The organism is Frateuria soli (genome assembly GCF_021117385.1).
GTDB classification, from domain to species: Bacteria; Pseudomonadota; Gammaproteobacteria; order Xanthomonadales; family Rhodanobacteraceae; genus Frateuria_A; species Frateuria_A soli.
The window spans coordinates 2,949,358-2,968,573 of sequence record NZ_CP088252.1 but is presented as its reverse complement, the minus strand read 5'-3'; the positions used below and the strand labels follow the sequence as shown (position 1 = coordinate 2,968,573).

The 19,216-nt window shown below is 69.4% G+C and carries 15 protein-coding genes; 10 read left to right on the top strand and 5 right to left on the bottom strand.

Going from position 1 to position 19,216, the window contains the following annotated elements; genetic code table 11:
• Positions 1–79 precede the first annotated feature (79 nt).
• Positions 80–3,523 (bottom strand): ankyrin repeat domain-containing protein, encoded by a 3,444-nt coding sequence (locus tag LQ771_RS13675; RefSeq protein WP_231349946.1) that lies wholly within the window; start codon positions 3,521–3,523, stop codon positions 80–82.
• Positions 3,524–3,587: 64 nt separating this feature from the next.
• The gene (locus tag LQ771_RS13670) at positions 3,588–3,875 is read right to left on the bottom strand and encodes a YcgL domain-containing protein (RefSeq protein ID WP_231349945.1); all 288 of its coding nucleotides are present in this window, start codon (positions 3,873–3,875) and stop codon (positions 3,588–3,590) included.
• A 202-nt stretch (positions 3,876–4,077) separates the two neighbouring features.
• Here LQ771_RS13670 and LQ771_RS13665 point away from each other — a divergent pair, with 202 nt between their 5' ends.
• Entirely contained in the window at positions 4,078–5,574 is a 1,497-nt protein-coding gene (locus LQ771_RS13665; protein WP_338030340.1) for an OmpP1/FadL family transporter, read from the top strand.
• Positions 5,575–5,703: 129 nt separating this feature from the next.
• Here LQ771_RS13665 and LQ771_RS13660 read toward each other — a convergent pair whose 3' ends face one another.
• Together LQ771_RS13660 and putA are read right to left on the bottom strand one after the other, a co-directional pair.
• A complete protein-coding gene (locus tag LQ771_RS13660) occupies positions 5,704–7,113 on the bottom strand; it encodes a coniferyl aldehyde dehydrogenase (protein WP_231349943.1) in 1,410 nt (469 codons plus the stop codon).
• A 232-nt stretch (positions 7,114–7,345) separates the two neighbouring features.
• A complete protein-coding gene (gene putA, locus LQ771_RS13655) occupies positions 7,346–10,501 on the bottom strand; it encodes a bifunctional proline dehydrogenase/L-glutamate gamma-semialdehyde dehydrogenase PutA (protein WP_231349942.1) in 3,156 nt (1,051 codons plus the stop codon).
• Between the two features lie 332 nt (positions 10,502–10,833).
• On the opposite strand from putA, the gene LQ771_RS13650 reads away from it, so the two are divergent.
• The 5 genes from LQ771_RS13650 (at position 10,834) to LQ771_RS13630 (ending at position 15,092) form a co-directional block, all read left to right on the top strand.
• On the top strand, positions 10,834–11,274 hold the full coding sequence (locus LQ771_RS13650; protein WP_231351922.1) for a DUF2244 domain-containing protein: 441 nt from the start codon (positions 10,834–10,836) through the stop codon (positions 11,272–11,274).
• A 20-nt stretch (positions 11,275–11,294) separates the two neighbouring features.
• A complete protein-coding gene (coxB, locus tag LQ771_RS13645) occupies positions 11,295–12,254 on the top strand; it encodes a cytochrome c oxidase subunit II (RefSeq protein WP_425491282.1) in 960 nt (319 codons plus the stop codon).
• Positions 12,255–12,311: 57 nt separating this feature from the next.
• On the top strand, positions 12,312–13,928 hold the full coding sequence (gene ctaD / locus LQ771_RS13640; RefSeq protein WP_231349941.1) for a cytochrome c oxidase subunit I: 1,617 nt from the start codon (positions 12,312–12,314) through the stop codon (positions 13,926–13,928).
• Positions 13,921–14,106 carry a hypothetical protein gene (locus tag LQ771_RS13635; RefSeq protein WP_231349940.1) on the top strand — a complete coding sequence of 62 codons (186 nt, stop codon included), beginning with the start codon at positions 13,921–13,923 and terminating at the stop codon, positions 14,104–14,106. The genes ctaD and LQ771_RS13635 overlap by 8 nt, the downstream gene beginning before the upstream one ends.
• A 101-nt stretch (positions 14,107–14,207) precedes the next feature.
• A complete protein-coding gene (locus tag LQ771_RS13630; protein WP_231349939.1) occupies positions 14,208–15,092 on the top strand; it encodes a cytochrome c oxidase subunit 3 in 885 nt (294 codons plus the stop codon).
• A gap of 184 nt (positions 15,093–15,276) precedes the next feature.
• On the opposite strand, the gene LQ771_RS13625 is transcribed toward LQ771_RS13630, so the two are convergent.
• Positions 15,277–15,492, bottom strand: a complete 216-nt coding sequence (locus LQ771_RS13625) for a twin transmembrane helix small protein (RefSeq protein ID WP_231349938.1) — start codon at positions 15,490–15,492, stop codon at positions 15,277–15,279.
• A gap of 59 nt (positions 15,493–15,551) precedes the next feature.
• On the opposite strand from LQ771_RS13625, the gene LQ771_RS13620 reads away from it, so the two are divergent.
• The 4 genes from LQ771_RS13620 (at position 15,552) to cyoE (ending at position 18,986) form a co-directional block, all read left to right on the top strand.
• Positions 15,552–16,292, top strand: a complete 741-nt coding sequence (locus LQ771_RS13620) for an SURF1 family protein (protein ID WP_231349937.1) — start codon at positions 15,552–15,554, stop codon at positions 16,290–16,292.
• Positions 16,289–16,864: a hypothetical protein gene (locus LQ771_RS13615; RefSeq protein WP_231349936.1), complete on the top strand. Its 576-nt coding sequence runs from the start codon at positions 16,289–16,291 to the stop codon at positions 16,862–16,864. Before LQ771_RS13620 ends, LQ771_RS13615 begins: the two co-directional genes overlap by 4 nt.
• 65 nt (positions 16,865–16,929) lie before the next feature.
• On the top strand, positions 16,930–18,084 hold the full coding sequence (locus LQ771_RS13610) for a COX15/CtaA family protein (RefSeq protein WP_231351920.1): 1,155 nt from the start codon (positions 16,930–16,932) through the stop codon (positions 18,082–18,084).
• Positions 18,081–18,986 (top strand): heme o synthase, encoded by a 906-nt coding sequence (cyoE, locus tag LQ771_RS13605; protein ID WP_231349935.1) that lies wholly within the window; start codon positions 18,081–18,083, stop codon positions 18,984–18,986. The genes LQ771_RS13610 and cyoE overlap by 4 nt, the downstream gene beginning before the upstream one ends.
• The last annotated feature ends 230 nt before the right edge of the window (positions 18,987–19,216 follow it).

Genomic DNA, 19,216 nt, shown 5'->3' with positions numbered 1-19,216 from the left:
CGGCGCCGGCCGGATTGCCGCGAGGCGCGGGCCCCGTCCACACCCTCTCGAGGAGTGCTTCAGATCGCGCGAGCGTGAATCATTCCGCCGGTTGCGCAGGCTGGCGCAGCATCTGCCGCACGCTCGGCACGGCGTTGCTGCGCGCGGCCAGTTCGTGGGCGATGTCGATCAGGCCCAGGTGGCGGGCCACGTCGGCCGGCGTGCGGCCGAACGCGTCGGCCGCCTGGCGGTCGGCGCCGCGGGCCAGCAGCACGCGGGCGGCCGGCAGCAGCGCGTGCATGGCGCAGGCGTGCAGCGCGGTGACACCGCGTTGGTCCGCGTGCTCCAGCTGCGCGCCGGCGTCGAGCAGCACCGGCAGCAGGGCGGCCAGGTGGGTAGCGTCGCAGGCGGTACCCGGCTTGAACTGTGCGCCGAGCAGCAGCAGCAGCGGCGTCTTGCCCTCGTTGTCGGCGCGGTTGACGTCGGCGCCATGCTTGAGCAGCACGTCGAACAGGCGCCGCGCACGCAGGCTGTCGTTGTGTTCGAAGCCGAACTGCGCGGCGGCATGCAGCGTGGTGCGCCCGCGCATGTCGACCGCATGGATGTCGGCGCCGCCGGCCAGCAGGTGTTCGACGATCTCGGGATAGCCCAGCGCCGCGGCGACCATCAGTGCGGTCGTCTCGCCTGGCAACCGCTGGTCCACCGCCACGCCGTGGTCGAGCAGCACGCCGACCAGCGCATCACGGCGCGCGCCCACGGCTGCGGCGAGCGGCGTGACGCCGGTACCCGCGGCCAGGGTGGCATCCGCGCCGGCGTCCAGCAGGCGCTCGGCGATCTCGCGATGGCCGGCGCCGCAGGCATGCACCAGCGCGGTGGCACCCTGCGCATCGCGGGTGTCCACGTCGAAGCCGAGTTCCAGCAGGCGTTCGACCGCGGTCAGCGCGCCCGAGCGGGTGGCGGCCGGAAGGTCCGCCGCGGTCAGGGTGCGACGCGGACGCACCCAGTCGCCCCAGTCCAGCCAGTGCTGGATGGCGCCATGTTCCAGCGCCAGGCCGAGCGGCGTCTCGCCGCTGGCGTCGGTGGCCTCGGCATCGGCGCCGTGGGCGATCAGCGCACGCACCAGTCCCAGCCCGCTCTCGCCGTGCTCGATCGCGGCGAACAGCGGCGTGCGACCGGCCGCGTCGCGGACGTTCGGGTCGCAGCCGCGTGCCAGCAGGGCTTCGAGCAGCGCGCCCTGACGGTGGATCGCCGCCAGCTGCAGCGGCGTGCGTCCGCGTGCGTCGGAACCGAATGCATCCGCGCCGGCGTCGAGCAGCTTGAGCGGCAACGCCGCGCCCTGGTCGCTCTCGCCGGAAGTGCCCAGCACCTGCGCGAGCAGGCCGGCGCCGGCGGGCGTGGCGCCGGCCTTGAGGAGGTCGTCGACCGCTTCGGTGGAGGCGGGCAGCTGGGCCAGCAGTGCATCGAACAGGCGCCGGCCGGGTGCGGGCGGCGCGTCCTCGGCGTCGATGGCCGTCGCGGCCAGATGCGCTTCGACGTCGAGCCCGTGTTCGAGCAACCAGCGTCGCGCCGGACTCAAGCCGGGCGCGGACAGGTCCAGGAAGAGCTGCGCGAGCTGCGGCTGCGGCCACTGCCGCGCTCGTTCGGCGAACGCGGCGATGACCGCCCACTGGCCCCGCCGCAGCGCTTCGAGCAGGCGCGCCGGCGTGTCGTCGTCTTCCGGCGCGTCGCCGCCCAGGCTCGCGGGCAGCGGCGACTCCGGATCGAGCAGCGCGACCAGGTCCCACCGACCGGCGGCCGCGGCGTGGTCCAGCGCACTCCGACCATCACTGCCGGGACGCTTGGGGTCGGCGCCGAGATCGAGCAGGGCGCGCACGGTGCCGGTCTGCGCATGCGGCGACTGGCAGGCGAGCGTGAGCGCATCGCGATCGTGGCTGTCGCAGGCGCGGGCGTCGGCGTGTGCGTCGGCAAGCACCTGTACCAGCTCGCTGGCGCCGCAGCGAGCCGCTTCCATCAGCGCGGTGGTGCCGTGGCGGTCGGCCAGGTTGGGGTCGGCGCCGGCGGCGAGCAGCGTGCGGGCGATCTGCAGATGGCCTTCGGCGGCGGCGGCCAGCAAGGCGCTGCGCTGGTGGACGTCGGTGGCGTTGACGTTCGCGCGGTGCTTGAGCAGCAGCTTCACGCCCGCCGGATCGTCATCGGCAATGCCGGCGGCGGCGACCAGCGCCGGTTCGCCCTCGCCGGGCGCCGGCTTGGCACCGTGTTCGAGCAGGTACCGGGCGAGCGGCCAGTTGGCCGCGCGACACGCGGCCGCCAGCGGGGTGACGCCCGCCCGGTTGAGTGCGTTCACCGGTGCGGCGGCGTCCAGCAACATCGCCGCGACGATCGGTTCCTCGCTCAGTGCGGCACCGTGCAGGGGGGTGTTGCCCTCGCTGTCGGCGGCCAGCGGGCTGGCGCCGTTGGCGAGCAGGGTCATGACCGCCTCGGCGCGGCCGTGCCAGCTGTCGCGGGTGGCCGCCAGGAGGGCGGTGAGGCCGCCGCTGGCGCGGTTGACGTCGGCGCCCTTGGCGATCAGGGCCCGCAGCAGGCGGGTGTCCGGCAGCAACGCGGCCAGGGTGAGTACCGGGCGCTGGTCGCGCTCGTGGGGCGCGGGCGCGGTGTCCGGATCGGCGCCGGCTTCGACCAGCGCAAGCGCGCGCTCGATGTCGCCGTCCCGCGCCGCGGTGAGCAGCGCCGTCCCTTGTTCGGGTGCGCCGGCGGTGCGCTCTTCCTCGCTCAGCACCGTCGGACGCGGTGCCGGGGCCGCGGCGAAATCGGCCGGCAGGGGCGCGTCCTCGCTGCGCCGGCGCGGCCGCGAGCGCTCGCACAGCAACGCGCGCAGGGTGCGGTTGGCGATCACCAGGCAGCCCAGCGGCAGCAGGGCCAGGCCGTAGACCATCAACGCCGCGGTGCGCAGCTCGGGCGGCAGTACCCCGTACAGTCCGGTCAGCGCGATGGCGCCGAAGGCCAGCACCAGCAGCGCGAATGCCGCCGGCAGGAAATGGCTGAAGAAGCGCTCCTCGCGGGCCAGGTGGCGGCCGAAGGCGAGGCTGCGCGCGGTCGCGGTGAAGATCCACGAGCCGTCGCTCTGTGCCGGGTAGGCGTCGTCCCACACGAACACCAGGCCGAATGCCGGCCACACGCGCCACAACGACACCAGCGCCACCACCAGTGCGCCGGCGAGCAACAGCACGCCGCCCAGGCTCGGCTGCTGGCGCAGTTCAAGCATCGGCCAGGCGATCAACAGGAACACCAGCGCCACGTAGCCGCTGAACATCACCAGGTGCGCGGCACCACGGCGAAGCACGGTCCGCCCGAATCGCGGTTCCGGATCGAACCCGATCGCATGGCACACCGCCGCCATGGTCAGCGCGTTGGCCGCCAGCAGCGGGATCAGCGCCAGCGGATGCGCCCCCAGCGCGGCGATCGCCACGGCAATCCATCCAGGCAGGAACCAGGCCGCTCCCTTGAGCAGGGACGGTGGGCGGTGGCGCGATCGGGGCTCATTCATGGCGCGAGTATAGGAAGCGTCGGCGCCGCAGACGGTAACGGCACGTTAACCCTGGCACCACAAATCATTCGTCGCGGTCGTCCGGCGTACTGCGTTGCGACTGGTTGGCCACCGCAAGCGTTTCCTGCGGCGGCAGTTGCAGGTGCCAGCCCTGGGTACGCAGATGTTCGAGCACGACCTCGGTGTCCTCGTGCGGCAGGCGGCGCTGTTCGTCCAGCTGCACCTCGAGCACGAAGCGCAGGTCGCCGAGCAGCATCGACAACGATTCGGGAACCACGCCGAACTCGTCGCGAGCGGCGAGCCATACGTAGGTATCGGATTTGCGCTGGCTGGCGTACACGAAACAGTGCATGGGAGAACTCCGACAGCGGTGGCGTGGGGGGGCGAAAGGAAGGGTAGCAGTGCGCGGCGCCAATGCTGCGGTCGCACTTGCAAGCCCGGGAGGGGCTGGGCAGAGTGTCGCCCGGGGGCCTCAAACGCGCGTATGAAAAAACCGCGGCAGCGGTCCCCGTTGCCACCCCGAGCCGCGTCTTAAGATAAGCAGGAGCTTAGCGATGCCTATGTCTTTTCGTTCCCTCCCGGGCGCTGCCCGGCCCCTGGCGCTGGCCGCGCTGAGCCTTGCCGTCGCCGGTGCGCTGGCGTTGCCGCAGGCCGCCGACGCCAGCGCTTTCCAGCTGAAGGAAAACAGCGCCAAGGCCATGGGCCGCGCCTATGCCGGTTCCGGCACGGCTGGCGGCGACGTCTCGGTGGTGGTGAACAACCCGGCCGCGATGAGCGACCTGGACGGCACCTATTTCCAGGCCGACGTCACTGCCATCAACTTCAGCGCCAAGTTCAGCGGCAGCGCCCATGACGCGCTGGGTCGCCCGATCAGTGGCGGCGACGGTGGCGATGCAGGCACCACGCTGCCGGTCCCGGCGCTGTTCTTCGCCACCAAGGTTTCCGACCGCGTGCACCTGGGCTTCGGCTTCTCCGTGCCGTTCGGCTTCCAGACCGAATACGACAGTGGCTGGATGGGCCGCTACCACGGCCTGAAGTCGAAGTTCCAGTCGCTGGACGCCACCTTGTCCGGCTCGTTCGACGTGACCGACAACTTCGCGCTCGGCGCCAGCGTCATTGCGCAGAAGACCTCCGCGGAGCTGACTTCCGCGATCAACTACAACGCCATCGGCCTGAGCGTCCAGCAGGGCATCCAGGCACAGACGGCTGCCGGCGTGGCGCAGATCCAGGCCGCCGCTGCTGCCGGGCAGATCTCGGCCGCGCAGGCCCAGGCCATGATCCAGGCGGCCGTACAGCAGGGCCGGGCCGCCGCCGCCGGCGTGGCGGCCGCCACCCCGGTGGGCGTGGATGGCTATGCCCGCATCAAGGGCGACGACACCGCCTACGGCTGGCAGGTGGGTGGCTACTGGAAGCTCACCCCGAACGACAAGCTGTCGCTCAACTACCACTCCAAGATCGCCCACACGCTGGAGGGCACCGGCAACTTCACCCGCACGCCGGGCTACGACCTGCTGCTGACCAATCCGCAGCTGGCCGCCTCGCTGCCGCCCTTCGAGCACACCACGGGCAAGGCCGACTTCACCACGCCGGCAACCGCCACCGCCAGCTACTGGCACCAGGGCGAGAAGTTCGGCCTCGGCATCGACCTGGCATGGACCAAGTGGGACGTGTTCAAGGAACTTCGCGTGAAGTACGGCAACACCCAGCCGGACAGCGTGGAGACCTACAACTGGCGCAACACCTGGTATGCGGCCGTCGGCGGCGACTACTACGTCAACGACAAGCTGACCCTGCGCGCCGGCGTCTCGGTCGACACCACGCCGACCTACAACGCCACGCGCACCCCGCGCGTGCCCGATTCGACCCGCAAGTTCGCCACGGTGGGTCTGGGCTATAAGGCCAGCGAGCATTTCGAACTCAACGCCTCGTATGCGCACATCTTCGTCAACAAGGCGCACGTCAACGCGACCAGCAGCACCGGCGACGTGCTTACCGGCAATTTCGAGGACTACGGCAACCTGCTGAGCCTGTCGGCGCAGTACAAGTTCTGATCGGTTGCATGGCAAAACCTCCCCGCGCGAGCGGGGAGGTTTTTTTGTGCCCGTCGCCCGATGCCAGGCCAGTCAATCGGCCGGGACCGGGGCGGGAGAATCACCCGCGAGCGTGCTCTGCGAAGAGCCTCAGCCGTGTCGCAGCAGCAGCTCCAGCAGGCGCCGGAAACGCGGCCCGTAGGGCGGGCGCAGCAGGCCTGCGCCGTTCCAGCGCGATTGCGCGAACACCGGCTTGAGGTGCGAGAACGTCTCGAAACCCGCCTTGCCGTGGTAGCCGCCCATGCCCGAAGCGCCGACGCCGCCGAACGGCAGGCCGTGCTGGGCGATGTGATAGAGCGTGTCGTTCACGGTCACGCCGCCGGCCCGGGTATGGGCGAGGACCGTGTCGATGGTGCGCCGGTCGCGCTCGAACAGGTACAGGGCGAGCGGGTGCGGCCGCGCGTTCACGTGAGCGATCGCCTGCTCGATGTGATCGAAGGCGACCAGCGGCAGCAGTGGGCCGAAGATCTCCTCGCGCATCACCCGTGGTCCGTCCGGCACGTCGAGCAGCAGTTGCGGCGGGAACAGACGCCGCACGGGGTCGGCCGGTGCGTCGGCCAGTGGCACCACGCGTGCGCCGGCGGCCGCTGCCTCGTCGCGCAGCGTCGCCATGCGCTCGAAGTACAGGTCCGAAATCAGGCTGGTGTATTGACGGCTGGTTGCAAGGTCGGGGTAGAGCCGCGCGACCGTGGCCCGTGCGGCCTCGACGAAGTCGTCCATCCGTGCGCGCGGCAGCAGCACATAGTCGGGGGCGATGCAGGTCTGGCCGGCATTGACCAGTTTGCCGACCAGGATGCGCTCGACCGCCTTCGCCAGGTCGGCGCCGGGGCCGACGATGGCCGGCGACTTGCCGCCCAGTTCGAGCGTCACCGGCGTCAGGTTGTCCGCGGCCGTGCGCATGACCTGATGGCCCACGCGGGTGGAACCGGTGAACAGCAGGTGGTCGAAAGGCAGCGCGCTGAACGCCTGCGCCACCGTGGCGTCACCGTTGACCACCACGACGACGTCGTCGGCGAGGTAGCGTGCAACCTGCTCGGCAAACAGCGCCGAGAAGCGTGGCGTGAACTCGCTCATCTTGACCATCACGCGGTTGCCGGCCGCCAGCGCGTCGACCAGTGGCCCGACGGCCAGGAACAGCGGGTAGTTCCACGGCACCACGATCCCGACCACGCCGCGCGGCTGCGGCAGCAGCCGGTTCTCCGCGGGCAGGAAGGCCAGGCCGGTGGACGCGCGGCGCGGGCGCATCCAGCGCCTGCCGTGGCGCAGGGCGTGGCGGATCGCCGAGAGCGAAGGGAACAGTTCGAGCAGCTCGGTTTCCTCGACCGGGCGCTGCCCGAAGTCGGCGTCGATCGCCGCCGCGAACGCGCCGCGCTGCTCGCGCAGCATGCACGCGAGACGCTGCAACCGGTCTGCCCGCACGGGCCAGGAGGGCAGCGGGTCGTGCGCCTGCGCGGTGCGCAGGCGCTGCAGGATGGCGGTCAACTCGGGGGTATCGGTCATGGTGTGATCGTCCCACGTCGTGGCTGGGCCTGATCTCCCACCCGGGCAGAAACCGGGCGCACGGGCAGGGTGATCGGGACGTTGCATGCCAGTGTAGCCCGGGACACGCACTGGTCCCTCCGCCCGCCCTGCCTGCGATCCGCGTGCCTGCAGCTGTTTCGTGCGGCGGGATGCCGACGCCCCGGCGCGCCGCGGGCAAATGGCGGCTGGGCGGCCATTTGCCCGTCCGGGCTTACTCGCCGATGGTCAGCAGCGAGGCATTGCCGCCGGCGGCGGTGGTGTTGATGGTGAGCGTGCGCTCGCTGGCGAAGCGCAGCAGGTAGTGCGGGCCGCCGGCCTTGGGACCGGTGCCGGACAGGCCTTCGCCACCGAACGGCTGCACGCCGACCACCGCGCCGATCTGGTTGCGGTTGACGTAGCAGTTGCCCACGCGGGTGTGCCGGGCGATGTAGTCGATGGTCGCGTCGATGCGGCTGTGCACGCCCAGGGTCAGGCCGTAGCCGGTCTCGTTGATCTTCTCGATCACCTGCGGCAGCTCGCTGGCCTTCCAGCGCAGCACGTGCAGCACCGGGCCGAAGATCTCGCGCTCGAGGATCGAGAGCGTCGGGATCTCGTACGCGCGCGGCGCGAAGAAGGTGCCGTGCGAGGTCGCCGCCGGATCCATCGGCGCCTCGGCGATCTTCTTCGCCTCCTTGTCCATGCGCTCGGCATGGGCGACCAGGATCGCCCTGGCGTCCTCGTCGATCACCGGCCCCACGTCGGTGGAGAGCAGGGCCGGGTCGCCGACCTTGAGCTCGGACATCGCGCCGGCGAGCATGGCGATCACCTTGTCGGCGATGTCCTCCTGCACGTACAGCACGCGCGCGGCCGAGCAGCGCTGGCCGGCGGACTGGAAGGCCGAGGCCATCACGTCCTTGACGATCTGCTCGGGCAGCGCCGAGGAGTCGGCGATCATCGCGTTCTGGCCGCCGGTCTCGGCGATCAGGATGGCGATCTGCGACTTGCGCGCGGCCAACGCGCGGTTGATCGCCCAGGCGGTCTCGGTCGAACCGGTGAACACCACGCCGGCCACGCGCGGGTCGCGGGTCAGCGCGGCGCCGACGGTCGGGCCGTCGCCCGGGACGAACTGCAGCACGTCCTTCGGGATGCCGGCGTCGTGCAGCAGTTGGGTGGCGACGTAGCCGATCAGGCTGGTCTGCTCGGCCGGCTTGGCGATCACCGTGTTGCCGGCGGCCAGCGCGGCGCTGACCTGGCCGATGAAGATCGCCAGCGGGAAGTTCCACGGGCTGATGCCGACGAACACGCCACGGCCTTCCAGGAACAGCTGGTTGCTCTCGCCGGTCGGGCCGGGCAACGCGATCGGCTCGCCGAACAGGCGCCTGGCCATGGTGGCGTAGTAGCGCAGGAAGTCGGCGGCCTCGCGGATCTCGGCGATCGCGTCGGGCAGGCTCTTGCCGGCCTCGCGCACGCACAATGCGATGAACTCGCCGCGCCGCGCCTCGAGCTGCTCGGCGGCGTACTCGAGCATGGCCGCGCGGTTGGCCACCGGGAAGTTGCTCCAGCGGTCCTGCGCGGCGTGCGCGTTGGCCAGCGCCTTCTGCACCGTCGCCTCGTCGGCGGCAACATAGGTGCCGAGCTTGCGGCGGCGGTCGGACGGGTCGGTGACCTCGATGGTCGGACCCTGGCTGGTGGCGCCGGGCACCAGGGGACCTGCGGTCCACGGCCCCTGGTGGGCGTTGGCCTCGTCGGCCAGCGCCCTCAATTCATTGTCGTTGGCAAAGTTCACGCCCATGGAATTCTTCCGTAGTTCACCGTAGAGGTTGGCCGGCAGCGGGATGCGCGGGTGCGGGATCGACTGGAACGAGCGCACCGTCAGGCACGGGTCGGCGACCAGTTCGCGCGCCGGCACGTCCTCGTCCACCACGCGGTTGACGAAACTGGTATTGGCGCCGTTCTCCAGCAGGCGGCGCACCAGGTAGGGCAGCAGGTCCTCGTGCGTGCCGACCGGCGCGTACACGCGGCAGGGCGCGCCCAGGCCGTTCGGCCCGATCACTTCGCCATACAGGTCCGCCCCCATGCCGTGCAGCCGCTGGTACTCGAACGGCCGGCCCTGCGACAGATGGTGTACCGCGGCGATCGTGTGCGCGTTGTGCGTGGCGAACTGCGGGTAGATCAGCGTGGGGCCGGCATTGAACAGCCGCTTGGCGCAGGCGATGTAGGAGACGTCGGTGCTCGGCTTGCGCGTGTACACCGGGTAGCCGGACAGGCCGCCCTCCTGCGCGCGCTTGATCTCGGCGTCCCAGTAGGCGCCCTTGACCAGGCGCACATACCAGCGACGGCGATGCGCGAGCGCCATCTCCACCAGCCAGTCGATCACGAACGGCGTGCGCTTGGAGTAGGCCTGCACCACGATGCCCAGCCCGTTCCAGCCTTCCAGCGACGGGTGCGCGAAGACCTCGCCGATGATGTCCAGCGAGAGCTCCAGGCGGTCGGCCTCCTCGGCGTCGACCGACAACGCAATACCGGCCTTCATCGCCAGCTGCGAGAGTTCCAGCAGCCGCGCGACCAGCGCCTTGCGCGCACGTTCGCGCTGGCCCGGCTCGTAGCGCGGGTAGAGTGCCGAAAGCTTGACCGAGATCGACGGCGCGTCGGTGTGGTTGGCGAACGGGCCGCGGCGCCCGATCGCGGCGATGGCGTCGCGGTAGGCCTGCTGGTAGCGCTCGGCGTCGGCGGACGTCAGCGCCGCCTCGCCGAGCATGTCGAACGAATAGCGGTAGGCCGCGTTTTCCTTCTTCTTCGCGCGGTCCAGCGCCTCGTCGATGGTGCGGCCCATGACGAACTGGTGGCCCATCAGGCGCATCGCCTGGCGTACCGCGGCGCGGATCGCCGGCTCGCCCAGGCGCGCAACCAGCCGGCGCAGCGAACCGGTGAAATCCTCGCGGGTGCTGTCGGCCAGGTTCACCAGGCGGCCGGTCAGCAGCAGGCCCCAGGTGGAGGCGTTGACCAGCGCCGATTCGCTCTGGCCCAGGTGCCTGCGCCAGTCGGCGTCGCCGAGCTTGTCGCGGATCAGCTTGTCGGCGGTGCTCTGGTCTGGAATGCGCAGCAGCGCCTCGGCCACGCACATCAGCAACACGCCCTCCTCGCTGGAGAGGTCGTACTGGCGCATGAAGGCCTCGACCAGGCTCTGATCCCTGGCGCGCGCGCGCACGCGCGTGACCAGCGCGGCCGCGCGGTCGACCACCGCCTCGCGCTCCTCCGGCGGCAGGTCGGCCTGGTCGAGCAGGTCGAGCACCGCCTCGGTCTCGTCGCGCAGCCAGGCAGCGGTGATGCGGGCGCGCGCAGGGTCGGCGACCGCGGGAATTTCGGGGCTCAGGATAGGTTGCGTCACGTGGGGGGTCTGCGGCAGGTAACCGCCCGGGGCGGCGGCGAAGCTCGCGATTGTACGCCCCGCGCGCAGGCGGACGCATCCGTGCGCGTGCGCATCGGCCATGCCGCGGCCCGGCGCGCGGCGCGGGCGGGTCGGTTCGCCGGCCGCGCAGGCATGCACCCACCCGCGCATTTCCTGCTCCGGTTTCCGTTTCCCGCTCCCTGATCCAGGTCACGGGGGTGCGACATTCTTGCCTCGCGGTGATTCAGCGGCCTATCATTCCCCGGTTCCAGGCACGCCGGATTCTCATGATCGTGCTTCGACCAGCTGGCGCCGGCCTGCCGTGCGTGACGATGTGGCTCCGGCCCAATCGCGCACTCAGCCGACGCGGACTGCGTCGCTTGATCATGGTACTGGCGGCCCTGGCGCTGACGACGGCCGGACTGGGGGCGTGGCAGGGGAACGTGTTTGCTCCGCTGTTCGCCCTGATCGAGTCCTGCGCGATGGCCCTTGCCTTGCGGCAGGCCTGGCGCGCGGGCGAGCGCAGCGAACGCATCCGCCTCGACGAGGAGTCGCTGGAGGTGCGCTCGCTGCCCGGGCGGCGACGGGCGTGCTTCCAGTCCTACTGGGTGCGCGTGCGGCTGGTCCCCGGCAACGGGCACCGTCGTCTGCTGCTGGGGTCGCACGGACGCGAGCTGGAAATCGGGGCGTTCCTCGCCGAGGAGGAACGCCTGGAGCTGTCGAGGAAACTCAAGGTGCTGCTGGCAGGGGTGCAAGGCCAGCGGCGCGGGTAGGGTCAACAAAGGTGCAAGACATGACATCTGGCGGCATCAGGATCAAGGCATGGGCGGCAGCGGCCTGTGCGCTGTTCAGCGGCGCAGTCTGGGCCAACCCCCAGCCGGGCCAGCTCAACATGACGCGAGGCGTCACCGAGTGGTCGCCCGAGCCCTACTTCCTCAACAACGTCGCGCTCGGCGTGTGCACCGTCATCGGCGTGCTCGTCTTCGGCGCGATGTTCATCGCGATGTTCCGCTTCCGCAAATCGCGCGGGGCGGTGGCCGAGAAGTGGTCGCACAACACCATGCTCGAAGTGGTGTGGACCACCATCCCGGTGATCATCCTGATCGTGCTGGCCTGGATGTCCACCGGCGGCCTGGTTTCCTTCGCCGACACCACCGGCTCGCAGATGACCGTCAAGGTCACCGGCTACCAGTGGAAGTGGCGCTACGACTATGTCGACTACCAGGGCAAGTCGATCGGCGGCGTGGGCTTCATGTCCAAGCTCGACGACCAGAGCAACGAGACCCGCCAGCTCGACTCGGGCCTGGACCCGAAGTCGGTCAAGATCGGTGACGAGAACACCTATCTGCTCAACGTCGACAAGCCGCTGGTGGTGCCGGTCGACACCAAGATCCGCTTCGTGATCACCGCCGGCGACGTGATCCATTCCTGGTGGGTGCCGGCGCTGGGCTGGAAGATCGACGCCATTCCGGGCATCGTCAACGCCGCCTGGACCAACATCAAGGTGCCGGGTACCTACCGCGGCCAGTGCGCCGAGCTGTGCGGCCAGGATCATGGCTTCATGCCGATCGTGGTGAAGGCGGTTTCCAAGGCCGAGTTCGCCCAGTGGCTGGCGCAGCAGGAGGCCGCCGGCAAGGCGCCGCCGGCCACGCCCGCGACGCCGGCTGCGCCCGCGCCGGCGTCGACCGCCGCCGCGGCCTCCGCATCCATCACGGCCGCCCCGACAGCCAAGACGCCGGGCAAGCAGGGCTGAAGTCCTTCTCCAGCCCATCCGCTTTCAAGTATCCGCATTAGGTAGAGGTGCAAGGCCATGGCCCACGCAGCCACCCACGATCACCACGACGAGCACCACGGCGCGCCGTCGAACTTCTTCACCCGCTGGTTCATGTCCACGAACCACAAGGACATCGGCACCCTGTACCTGGTCTTCTCGCTGCTGATGTTCTTCGTCGGCGGCAGCTTCGCGATGGTGATCCGTGCGGAGCTGTTCAAGCCGGGCATGCAGCTGGTGCAGCCGTACTTCTTCAACGAGATGACCACCATGCATGCGCTGGTGATGATCTTCGGCGCGATCATGCCGGCCTTCGTGGGCCTGGGTAACTGGATGATCCCGCTGATGGTCGGCGCGCCGGACATGGCGCTGCCGCGCATGAACAACCTCTCGTTCTGGATCCTGCCGTTCGCCTTCGCGCTGATGCTGTCGACCCTGTTCATGCAGGGCGGTGGTCCGGCCGGCGGCTGGACCATGTACCCGCCGCTGTCGCTGCAGAGCGACTCGGTGGCCTACGTGGTGTTCGCGATCCACCTGATGGGCATCAGCTCGATCATGGGCGCGATCAACATCATCGCGACCATTCTCAACATGCGCGCACCGGGCATGGACCTGCTGAAGATGCCGGTGTTCGTGTGGAGCTGGCTGATCACCGCGTTCCTGCTGATCGCCGTGATGCCGGTGCTCGCCGGTGCGGTGACCATGCTGCTGACCGACAAGTACTTCGGCACCAGCTTCTTCAATGCCGCCGGCGGCGGCGACCCGGTGCTGTACCAGCACGTGTTCTGGTTCTTCGGGCATCCCGAGGTGTACATCATGATCCTGCCGGCGTTCGGGATCATCTCGGAGATCGTGCCGACCTTCTCGCGCAAGCCGATCTTCGGCTACAAGGCGATGGTGTTCGCGATCGCGGCGATCGCCTTCCTGTCGTTCATCGTGTGGGCGCACCACATGTTCGCGGTCGGCCTGCCGCTGGGCGCCGAGATCTTCTTCATGTACGCCACCATGCTCATCTCGGTGCCGACCGGCATCAAGGTGTTCAACTGGGTGAGCACGATGTGGGGCGGTTCGCTGACCTTCGAGACGCCGATGCTGTTCGCCATCGCGTTCATCATCCTGTTCACCATCGGCGGTTTTTCCGGCCTGATGCTGGCGCTGGTCCCGGCCGACTTCCAGTACCACGACACCTACTTCGTGGTGGCGCACTTCCACTACGTCCTGGTGACGGGCGCGGCCTTCGCGATCATGGCCGCCACGTACTACTGGCTGCCCAAGTGGACGGGCAACATGTACAGCGAATTCTGGGGCAAGGTGCACTTCTGGTGCTCGGTGGTGTTCGTCAACGTGCTGTTCTTCCCGCAGCACTTCCTCGGCCTGGCCGGCATGCCGCGCCGCATCCCCGACTACAACGTGGCCTTCGCCGACTTCAACATGATCAGCTCGATCGGCGGCTTCCTGTTCGGCGCCTCGCAGCTGATCTTCCTGGGCGTGGTCGTGCACTGCGCGTTCTTCTCCAGGAAGAAGGCCGCCGACCGCGTATGGGAAGGCGCGCGTGGTCTGGAGTGGACCGTTCCCTCGCCGGCCCCGCACCACACCTTTGCGCTGCCGCCGGTGATCCACGATGACGAACTGGCCCACGGCCACGTGGATGACTGATGCAACGGGCGCGCCGGCCCTGGCCGGTGCGCCGGATCGGCGCAGTCTGATGAACGGACAGGCGAAGGACGGGGAGTTGGCGCGCCGGAAGGGCGTACGGCGCACCCTCTGGATCACCGGCACGATCGCGGTGGTGCTGTTCCTGCTATCGATCCTCAGTATGGTGAGGATCGGCTAGCGCAGGTATTCCTCGGGTCCGCCCCGGCGGCCCGGCAAGCAGTTCCCCGCGCGTTATGGCGGGGATGGAAGCAAACAAAGAGATATCCACGGGGAACACTCATGGGTCAGCAGCAAGCGTATTTCGTACCGGCCAAGAGCCAGTGGCCGATCGTGGCCGCGGTGGTCATGTTCCTCACCGTGTTCGGTGCCGCGCACTGGCTGAATGCGCCGCCGGGTGAAGCGGGCTTCGGCAAGACGGTCATCTCGATCGGCTTCATCGGCGTCCTGCTGATGTTCTTCGGCTGGTTCCGCTCGGTGATCCACGAGTCACTGTCGGGCAAGTACGACGCCCAGGTTGACCGCTCGTTCCGCATGGGCATGATGTGGTTCATCTTCTCCGAGGTGATGTTCTTCGCCGCGTTCTTCGGCGCGCTGTTCTACACCCGCATGTTCTCGGTGCCGTGGCTCGGTGGCGAGGGCCATGGCGTGCTGACCCACCAGTTCCTGTGGAACGATTACGCGGCCGCCTGGGGCGCCGGCGGCGGCAATGGGCCGGGCAACATCGGCGGAGACTTCGAGACGGTGGCGCCGTGGGGCCTGCCGCTGCTCAACACCCTGATCCTGCTTACCTCCAGCGTCACAGTGACCATCGCGCACCACGCGCTGAAGGCCGGCCATCGCGGCAAGGTCCTGGTGTTCCTGGGCCTGACCGTGCTGCTGGGCGCGACCTTCGTGTATGCCCAGGCGCACGAGTACATCGAGGCCTACAAGGAGCTCAACCTCACGCTGCACACCGGCGTGTACGGCTCGACCTTCTTCATGCTGACCGGCTTCCACGGCCTGCACGTGACGCTGGGCACGATCATGCTGGCGATCATCTGGCTGCGCGTGCTCAGGGGCCACTTCAGTCCCGACCACCACTTCGGTTTCGAGGCGGTGGCGTGGTACTGGCACTTCGTCGACGTGGTGTGGCTGGGCCTGTTCATGTTCGTCTACATCCTCTGAGACGAAAGCCATGCAAGAAAAAGCCCGCCGACCGGCGGGCTTTTTTCTTTGCGAGTGTGGCCGCGCCTGCGCGGTGCGTCCTGGCGACCGGGAGAGGAGCATCGCCCACGAGGGGACTTCCAGACCGGTGAGGCCGGCGCCAAATGTCGCGCCGGCGGGCTTCGCCCGCCCGGGACCGCTACAATCAGCGGCCGACGCCGTGGGGTTGCAGCCAGCCCATCCAGATGCCCAGCATGATCATGGCGATCAGCACGATCGACAGGCCGATGCGCCGGGTGAGCGCCCAGGCGGTGCGCTTGCTGCCGTCCTTGTCGGTCATCATGTAGTACAGCGCCTGGCCGAGGTTGAACACCACGATCAGGAACATGATCACCAGCGCGATTTTGTAGATGGTTTCCACGTGAGCGGTCCGAACGACTTCCCAGCCGGCAGTATAGCCACCGCCGACAAGGCCTCCGCGTGACACGTTGGCGCAGGCCGGCATGGTGGAGCGTGCTGCTGACCGTGGCCGTAGCGGCGCTGTTCGTGCGCCTGGGCATGTGGCAGCTGGACCGCGCCGCCTACAAGGAAAGCCTGGTGCGGCGTTACGCCGCCGCGGCCGCCGCGGCGCCAGCGCCCTTCGCGCCGGTGGCGCTGGCGCCGCCGGCCGACGCGTTCCCGCGGGTGGCCGTGCACGGCCGCTGGGTGGCCGACCGCGTCTACCTGCTCGACAATCCCCATCACGACGCACGCGGCGGAGTCGAGGTCTACGTGCCCTTGGCGCTGCCGGGCGAATCGCGCCTGCTGCTGGTGGACCTGGGCTTCCTGCCGGGGTCCGGCCGCGAGCCGGCGCCCCGGCTGCCGCCGCTGCCGACGGGGGAGGTCAACCTGCACGGGCTCTACCTGCCGCCGCCGGGCGTGGGCCTGGAACTGGGCGGCGATGCGCTGGCCGCGCAGGCGCGCTGGCCCAAGACGACCATCTACCTGGACCTCCCACAGGTGGCCAGGGACCTGGGTCGCCCGCTGTACCCGCGCATCCTGGCGCTCGACGCCGAACCGTCGGTCGCCTACCAGCGCGAGCATGCCTTCGATTTCTCCTCGATGCCGCCGGCGCGCCATCGAGCCTATGCCTTCCAGTGGTTCAGCTTTGCGGTCGCGGTCGTGGGGATCTTCCTGGTCCTGCACCGCAAGCGCCGCCCCCGACGCACGGACAACCGATGACGATGCCCCATCCTCCTTCCCTCAAGGCCAGCCGCCTCAAGCTGCTGGCGATCATGGCGGTGTTCGCGCTGCCGATCATCGCCGCCGGCGTGCTGACCTTCACCGGCTGGCAGCCGGGCGGCAAGGGCTACGGCCAGCCGATCCAGCCTCAGCGCAATTTCGTGGACGAGCACCTGCGCGTGGTCCTCGCCGACGGCGGCGATTACGCCTGGCGCGATCCCGAAGAGCCGCGCATGACGCTCGTTGCCTTGGCCGGTCCCGAGTGCGCCGCGCGCTGCTTCGAGACGCTGACCGGCATGGCCAAGGCCTGGGTCACGCTCAACCGCAACCAGAAGCGCCTGCGCCTCCTGTACGTGGGCGAACCGCCGGCCGATCCGGCCCGGCTGGAGGCGATGAAGTCGTTCTGGACGCTGGGCCGGGATGGCGACGCCAGGCTCGACGCGTTCCGCCCGCAGGCGTCCGACAGCGTCAGCGCGCTGCTGGTCGAGTCCAACGGCACGGCCCTGGCGTACTACCCGGCGGGATTCGACGGCACAGGGCTGCTGCGTGACATGCACAAGGTGATCAAATGAACGGTGACGGTGGCGGCCACGTGCGGGCCGCGAACGGAACGGCATCGGCCAGCGCACAGCGCATCATGCGCTGGCTGGCGCTGTGCGCGGCGGTGTTCGCCTTCGGCGTAGTGATGTTCGGCGCGTTCGTGCGGCTGTCCAATGCCGGCCTGTCCTGCCCGGACTGGCCCACCTGCTACGGCCAGGTAACCTGGCCGCAGCACGAGCAGGCGGTGGCGCGTGCCGACGCGGCCTTCCCGGATCGCCCCTACGAGGCGACCAAGGCCTGGCGCGAGCAGGTCCACCGTTTCCTTGCCGGTACGCTCGGCGTGCTGGTGCTGGTGCTGGCCCTGCTGGCGGCCTGGCGCCCGCGCTGGGCGCGCGTGGCGGTGATCCTGGGCGCGGTCTTCGCCGCCGCCGGCGTGACTCTTTACATGCGCGGCGAGCATGCCTGGTCGTCGCTGCTGGCGGTGGCGGCGATCGCGCTTCCGCTGGCCGTGGCGGTCCGGCTGCGCAGTCCCGGCGCGTGGCGCATTGCCGTGCTTGCGCTGGCCGTGATCATCTTCCAGGCCATGCTCGGCATGTGGACGGTGACCTTGCTGCTCAAGCCGATCGTGGTGATGGGCCACCTGCTCGGCGGCGTTACCACGTTCGCGCTGCTGGCCTATGCGGCGTTGCGTTTCGCCGGCGTCGGCGCCCTCGACGAGCGCCATGCGTCGCTGCGGCGCTGGATCATGCTCGGCATCGTGTTGCTGGCCTGCCAGATCGCGCTGGGCGGCTGGACCTCTTCCAATTACGCCGCGCTTGCCTGCGGCACCGGGCCTGGTGCGTTCCCCAGGTGCCTGGGCCAGTGGATGCCACCGACCGACTTCAAGGAAGGCTTCGTGCTGTGGCGCGGCATCGGCGTGAACTACGAGGGTGGCGTGCTGGACATGGCCGCGCGCAGCGCGATCCAGATCGCGCATCGCTTCGGCGCACTGGTGGTGTTCGTCTACCTGACGTGGCTGGCCCACCGGGTAGCCCGGCGAGGCCTGCGCCTGGCCGGCGCGGCGATCGCCGTGGTGCTCGTGGCACAGGTGCTGCTGGGCATCAGCAACGTGCACTTCGGCCTGCCGCTGCCGGTGGCCACCGCGCACAACGGGGTGGCGGCGCTGCTGCTGTTCACCCTGCTGGCGACACTGGCGCGCACGCAGCCATGTCCGGATGATGTTGCGATGCAGTCCCTGGAGTCCCGACGATGAGCGCTCACCTGCGCGAATACCTGCAGCTGACCAAGCCGCGCGTGGTCGCGCTGCTGGTGTTCTGCGCCGTGATCGGCATGTTCCTGGCCGTACCGGGCATTCCGCCGTGGCGAGCGCTGGTGTTCGGCACGCTGGGCATCTGGATGGCGTCAGGCTCGGCCGCGGCCTTCAACCACCTGATCGACGAGCGCATCGACAAGCTGATGGCACGCACCCAGCGGCGACCGCTGGCCACCGGCGCCCTCAAGCCGCGCCAGGTGCTGCTGTTCGCCATCGCGCTCGGCATCGCCTCCATGCTGGTGCTCGCGTTGCTGGTCAATCCGCTGACCGCGTGGCTGACCTTCGGCGGACTGATCGGCTACGCGCTGGTCTACACCGCCTACCTCAAGCGCGCCACGCCGCAGAACATCGTGATCGGCGGCCTGGCCGGCGCGATCCCGCCCGTGCTGGGCTGGACGGCGGTGACCGGGCAGCTGCACGCCTTCGCGCTGCAGTTGTGCCTGATCATCTTCGTGTGGACGCCGCCGCACTTCTGGGCGCTGGCGATCTTCCGTCGCCAGGACTATGCGCGTGCGCAGATCCCGATGCTGCCGGTGACCCACGGCGTGGCCTATACGCGCTGGCACGTGCTGTTCTATACCGTGCTGCTGGTGCTGGTAACCCTGCTGCCCACGCTGACCGGCTTCAGTGGCGGGGTTTACCTGGGTGGCGCAGTGGTGCTCGGCGCGGGCTTCCTGTACTACGCGATCCGGCTGCTCAACCCGCCGGACGAGTTCTTCGCCATGCGCGTGTTCAAGTACTCGATCGTGTACCTGATGGCGCTGTTCGCCTTCCTGCTCGCGGACCATTGGCTGGTCGGACCGATGCAGGATGCCAGCGTCGTGCTTCAGCGCACGGCGTGAGCCTGCGGCGTGCTTGACAGGCACGCATGCGGACACCAGAATGCGCGCGCCCTCCGGCGCGCAGCGCCGCGGCATTCCCCAAGACCTTCCAAAGGCATATGGACGTCTATCCTAGTCGCAACGTCGACATCCGCCTGCATCGGGTGCCGGCGTCGCATCACAAGCTGAACGCCTGCGGCGACCGCCTGCGGTCGGCCGGCGCTTTCCTCGACTAGGAAACGCCCGGCCCA

What these genes read in the sequence shown, in the direction of transcription:
- LQ771_RS13635 (WP_231349940.1), top strand. Translation starts at nt 13,921, where the DNA reads ATGACTGATGCAACGGGCGCGCCGGCCCTGGCCGGTGCGCCGGATCGG.
- LQ771_RS13675 (WP_231349946.1), bottom strand. Translation starts at nt 3,523, where the DNA reads ATGAATGAGCCCCGATCGCGCCACCGCCCACCGTCCCTGCTCAAGGGA.
- ctaD (WP_231349941.1), top strand. Translation starts at nt 12,312, where the DNA reads ATGGCCCACGCAGCCACCCACGATCACCACGACGAGCACCACGGCGCG.
- LQ771_RS13615 (WP_231349936.1), top strand. Translation starts at nt 16,289, where the DNA reads ATGACGATGCCCCATCCTCCTTCCCTCAAGGCCAGCCGCCTCAAGCTG.
- LQ771_RS13650 (WP_231351922.1), top strand. Translation starts at nt 10,834, where the DNA reads ATGTGGCTCCGGCCCAATCGCGCACTCAGCCGACGCGGACTGCGTCGC.
- LQ771_RS13670 (WP_231349945.1), bottom strand. Translation starts at nt 3,875, where the DNA reads ATGCACTGTTTCGTGTACGCCAGCCAGCGCAAATCCGATACCTACGTA.
- LQ771_RS13660 (WP_231349943.1), bottom strand. Translation starts at nt 7,113, where the DNA reads ATGACCGATACCCCCGAGTTGACCGCCATCCTGCAGCGCCTGCGCACC.
- LQ771_RS13610 (WP_231351920.1), top strand. Translation starts at nt 16,930, where the DNA reads ATGCGCTGGCTGGCGCTGTGCGCGGCGGTGTTCGCCTTCGGCGTAGTG.
- cyoE (WP_231349935.1), top strand. Translation starts at nt 18,081, where the DNA reads ATGAGCGCTCACCTGCGCGAATACCTGCAGCTGACCAAGCCGCGCGTG.
- LQ771_RS13630 (WP_231349939.1), top strand. Translation starts at nt 14,208, where the DNA reads ATGGGTCAGCAGCAAGCGTATTTCGTACCGGCCAAGAGCCAGTGGCCG.
- coxB (WP_425491282.1), top strand. Translation starts at nt 11,295, where the DNA reads ATGACATCTGGCGGCATCAGGATCAAGGCATGGGCGGCAGCGGCCTGT.
- LQ771_RS13665 (WP_338030340.1), top strand. Translation starts at nt 4,078, where the DNA reads ATGCCTATGTCTTTTCGTTCCCTCCCGGGCGCTGCCCGGCCCCTGGCG.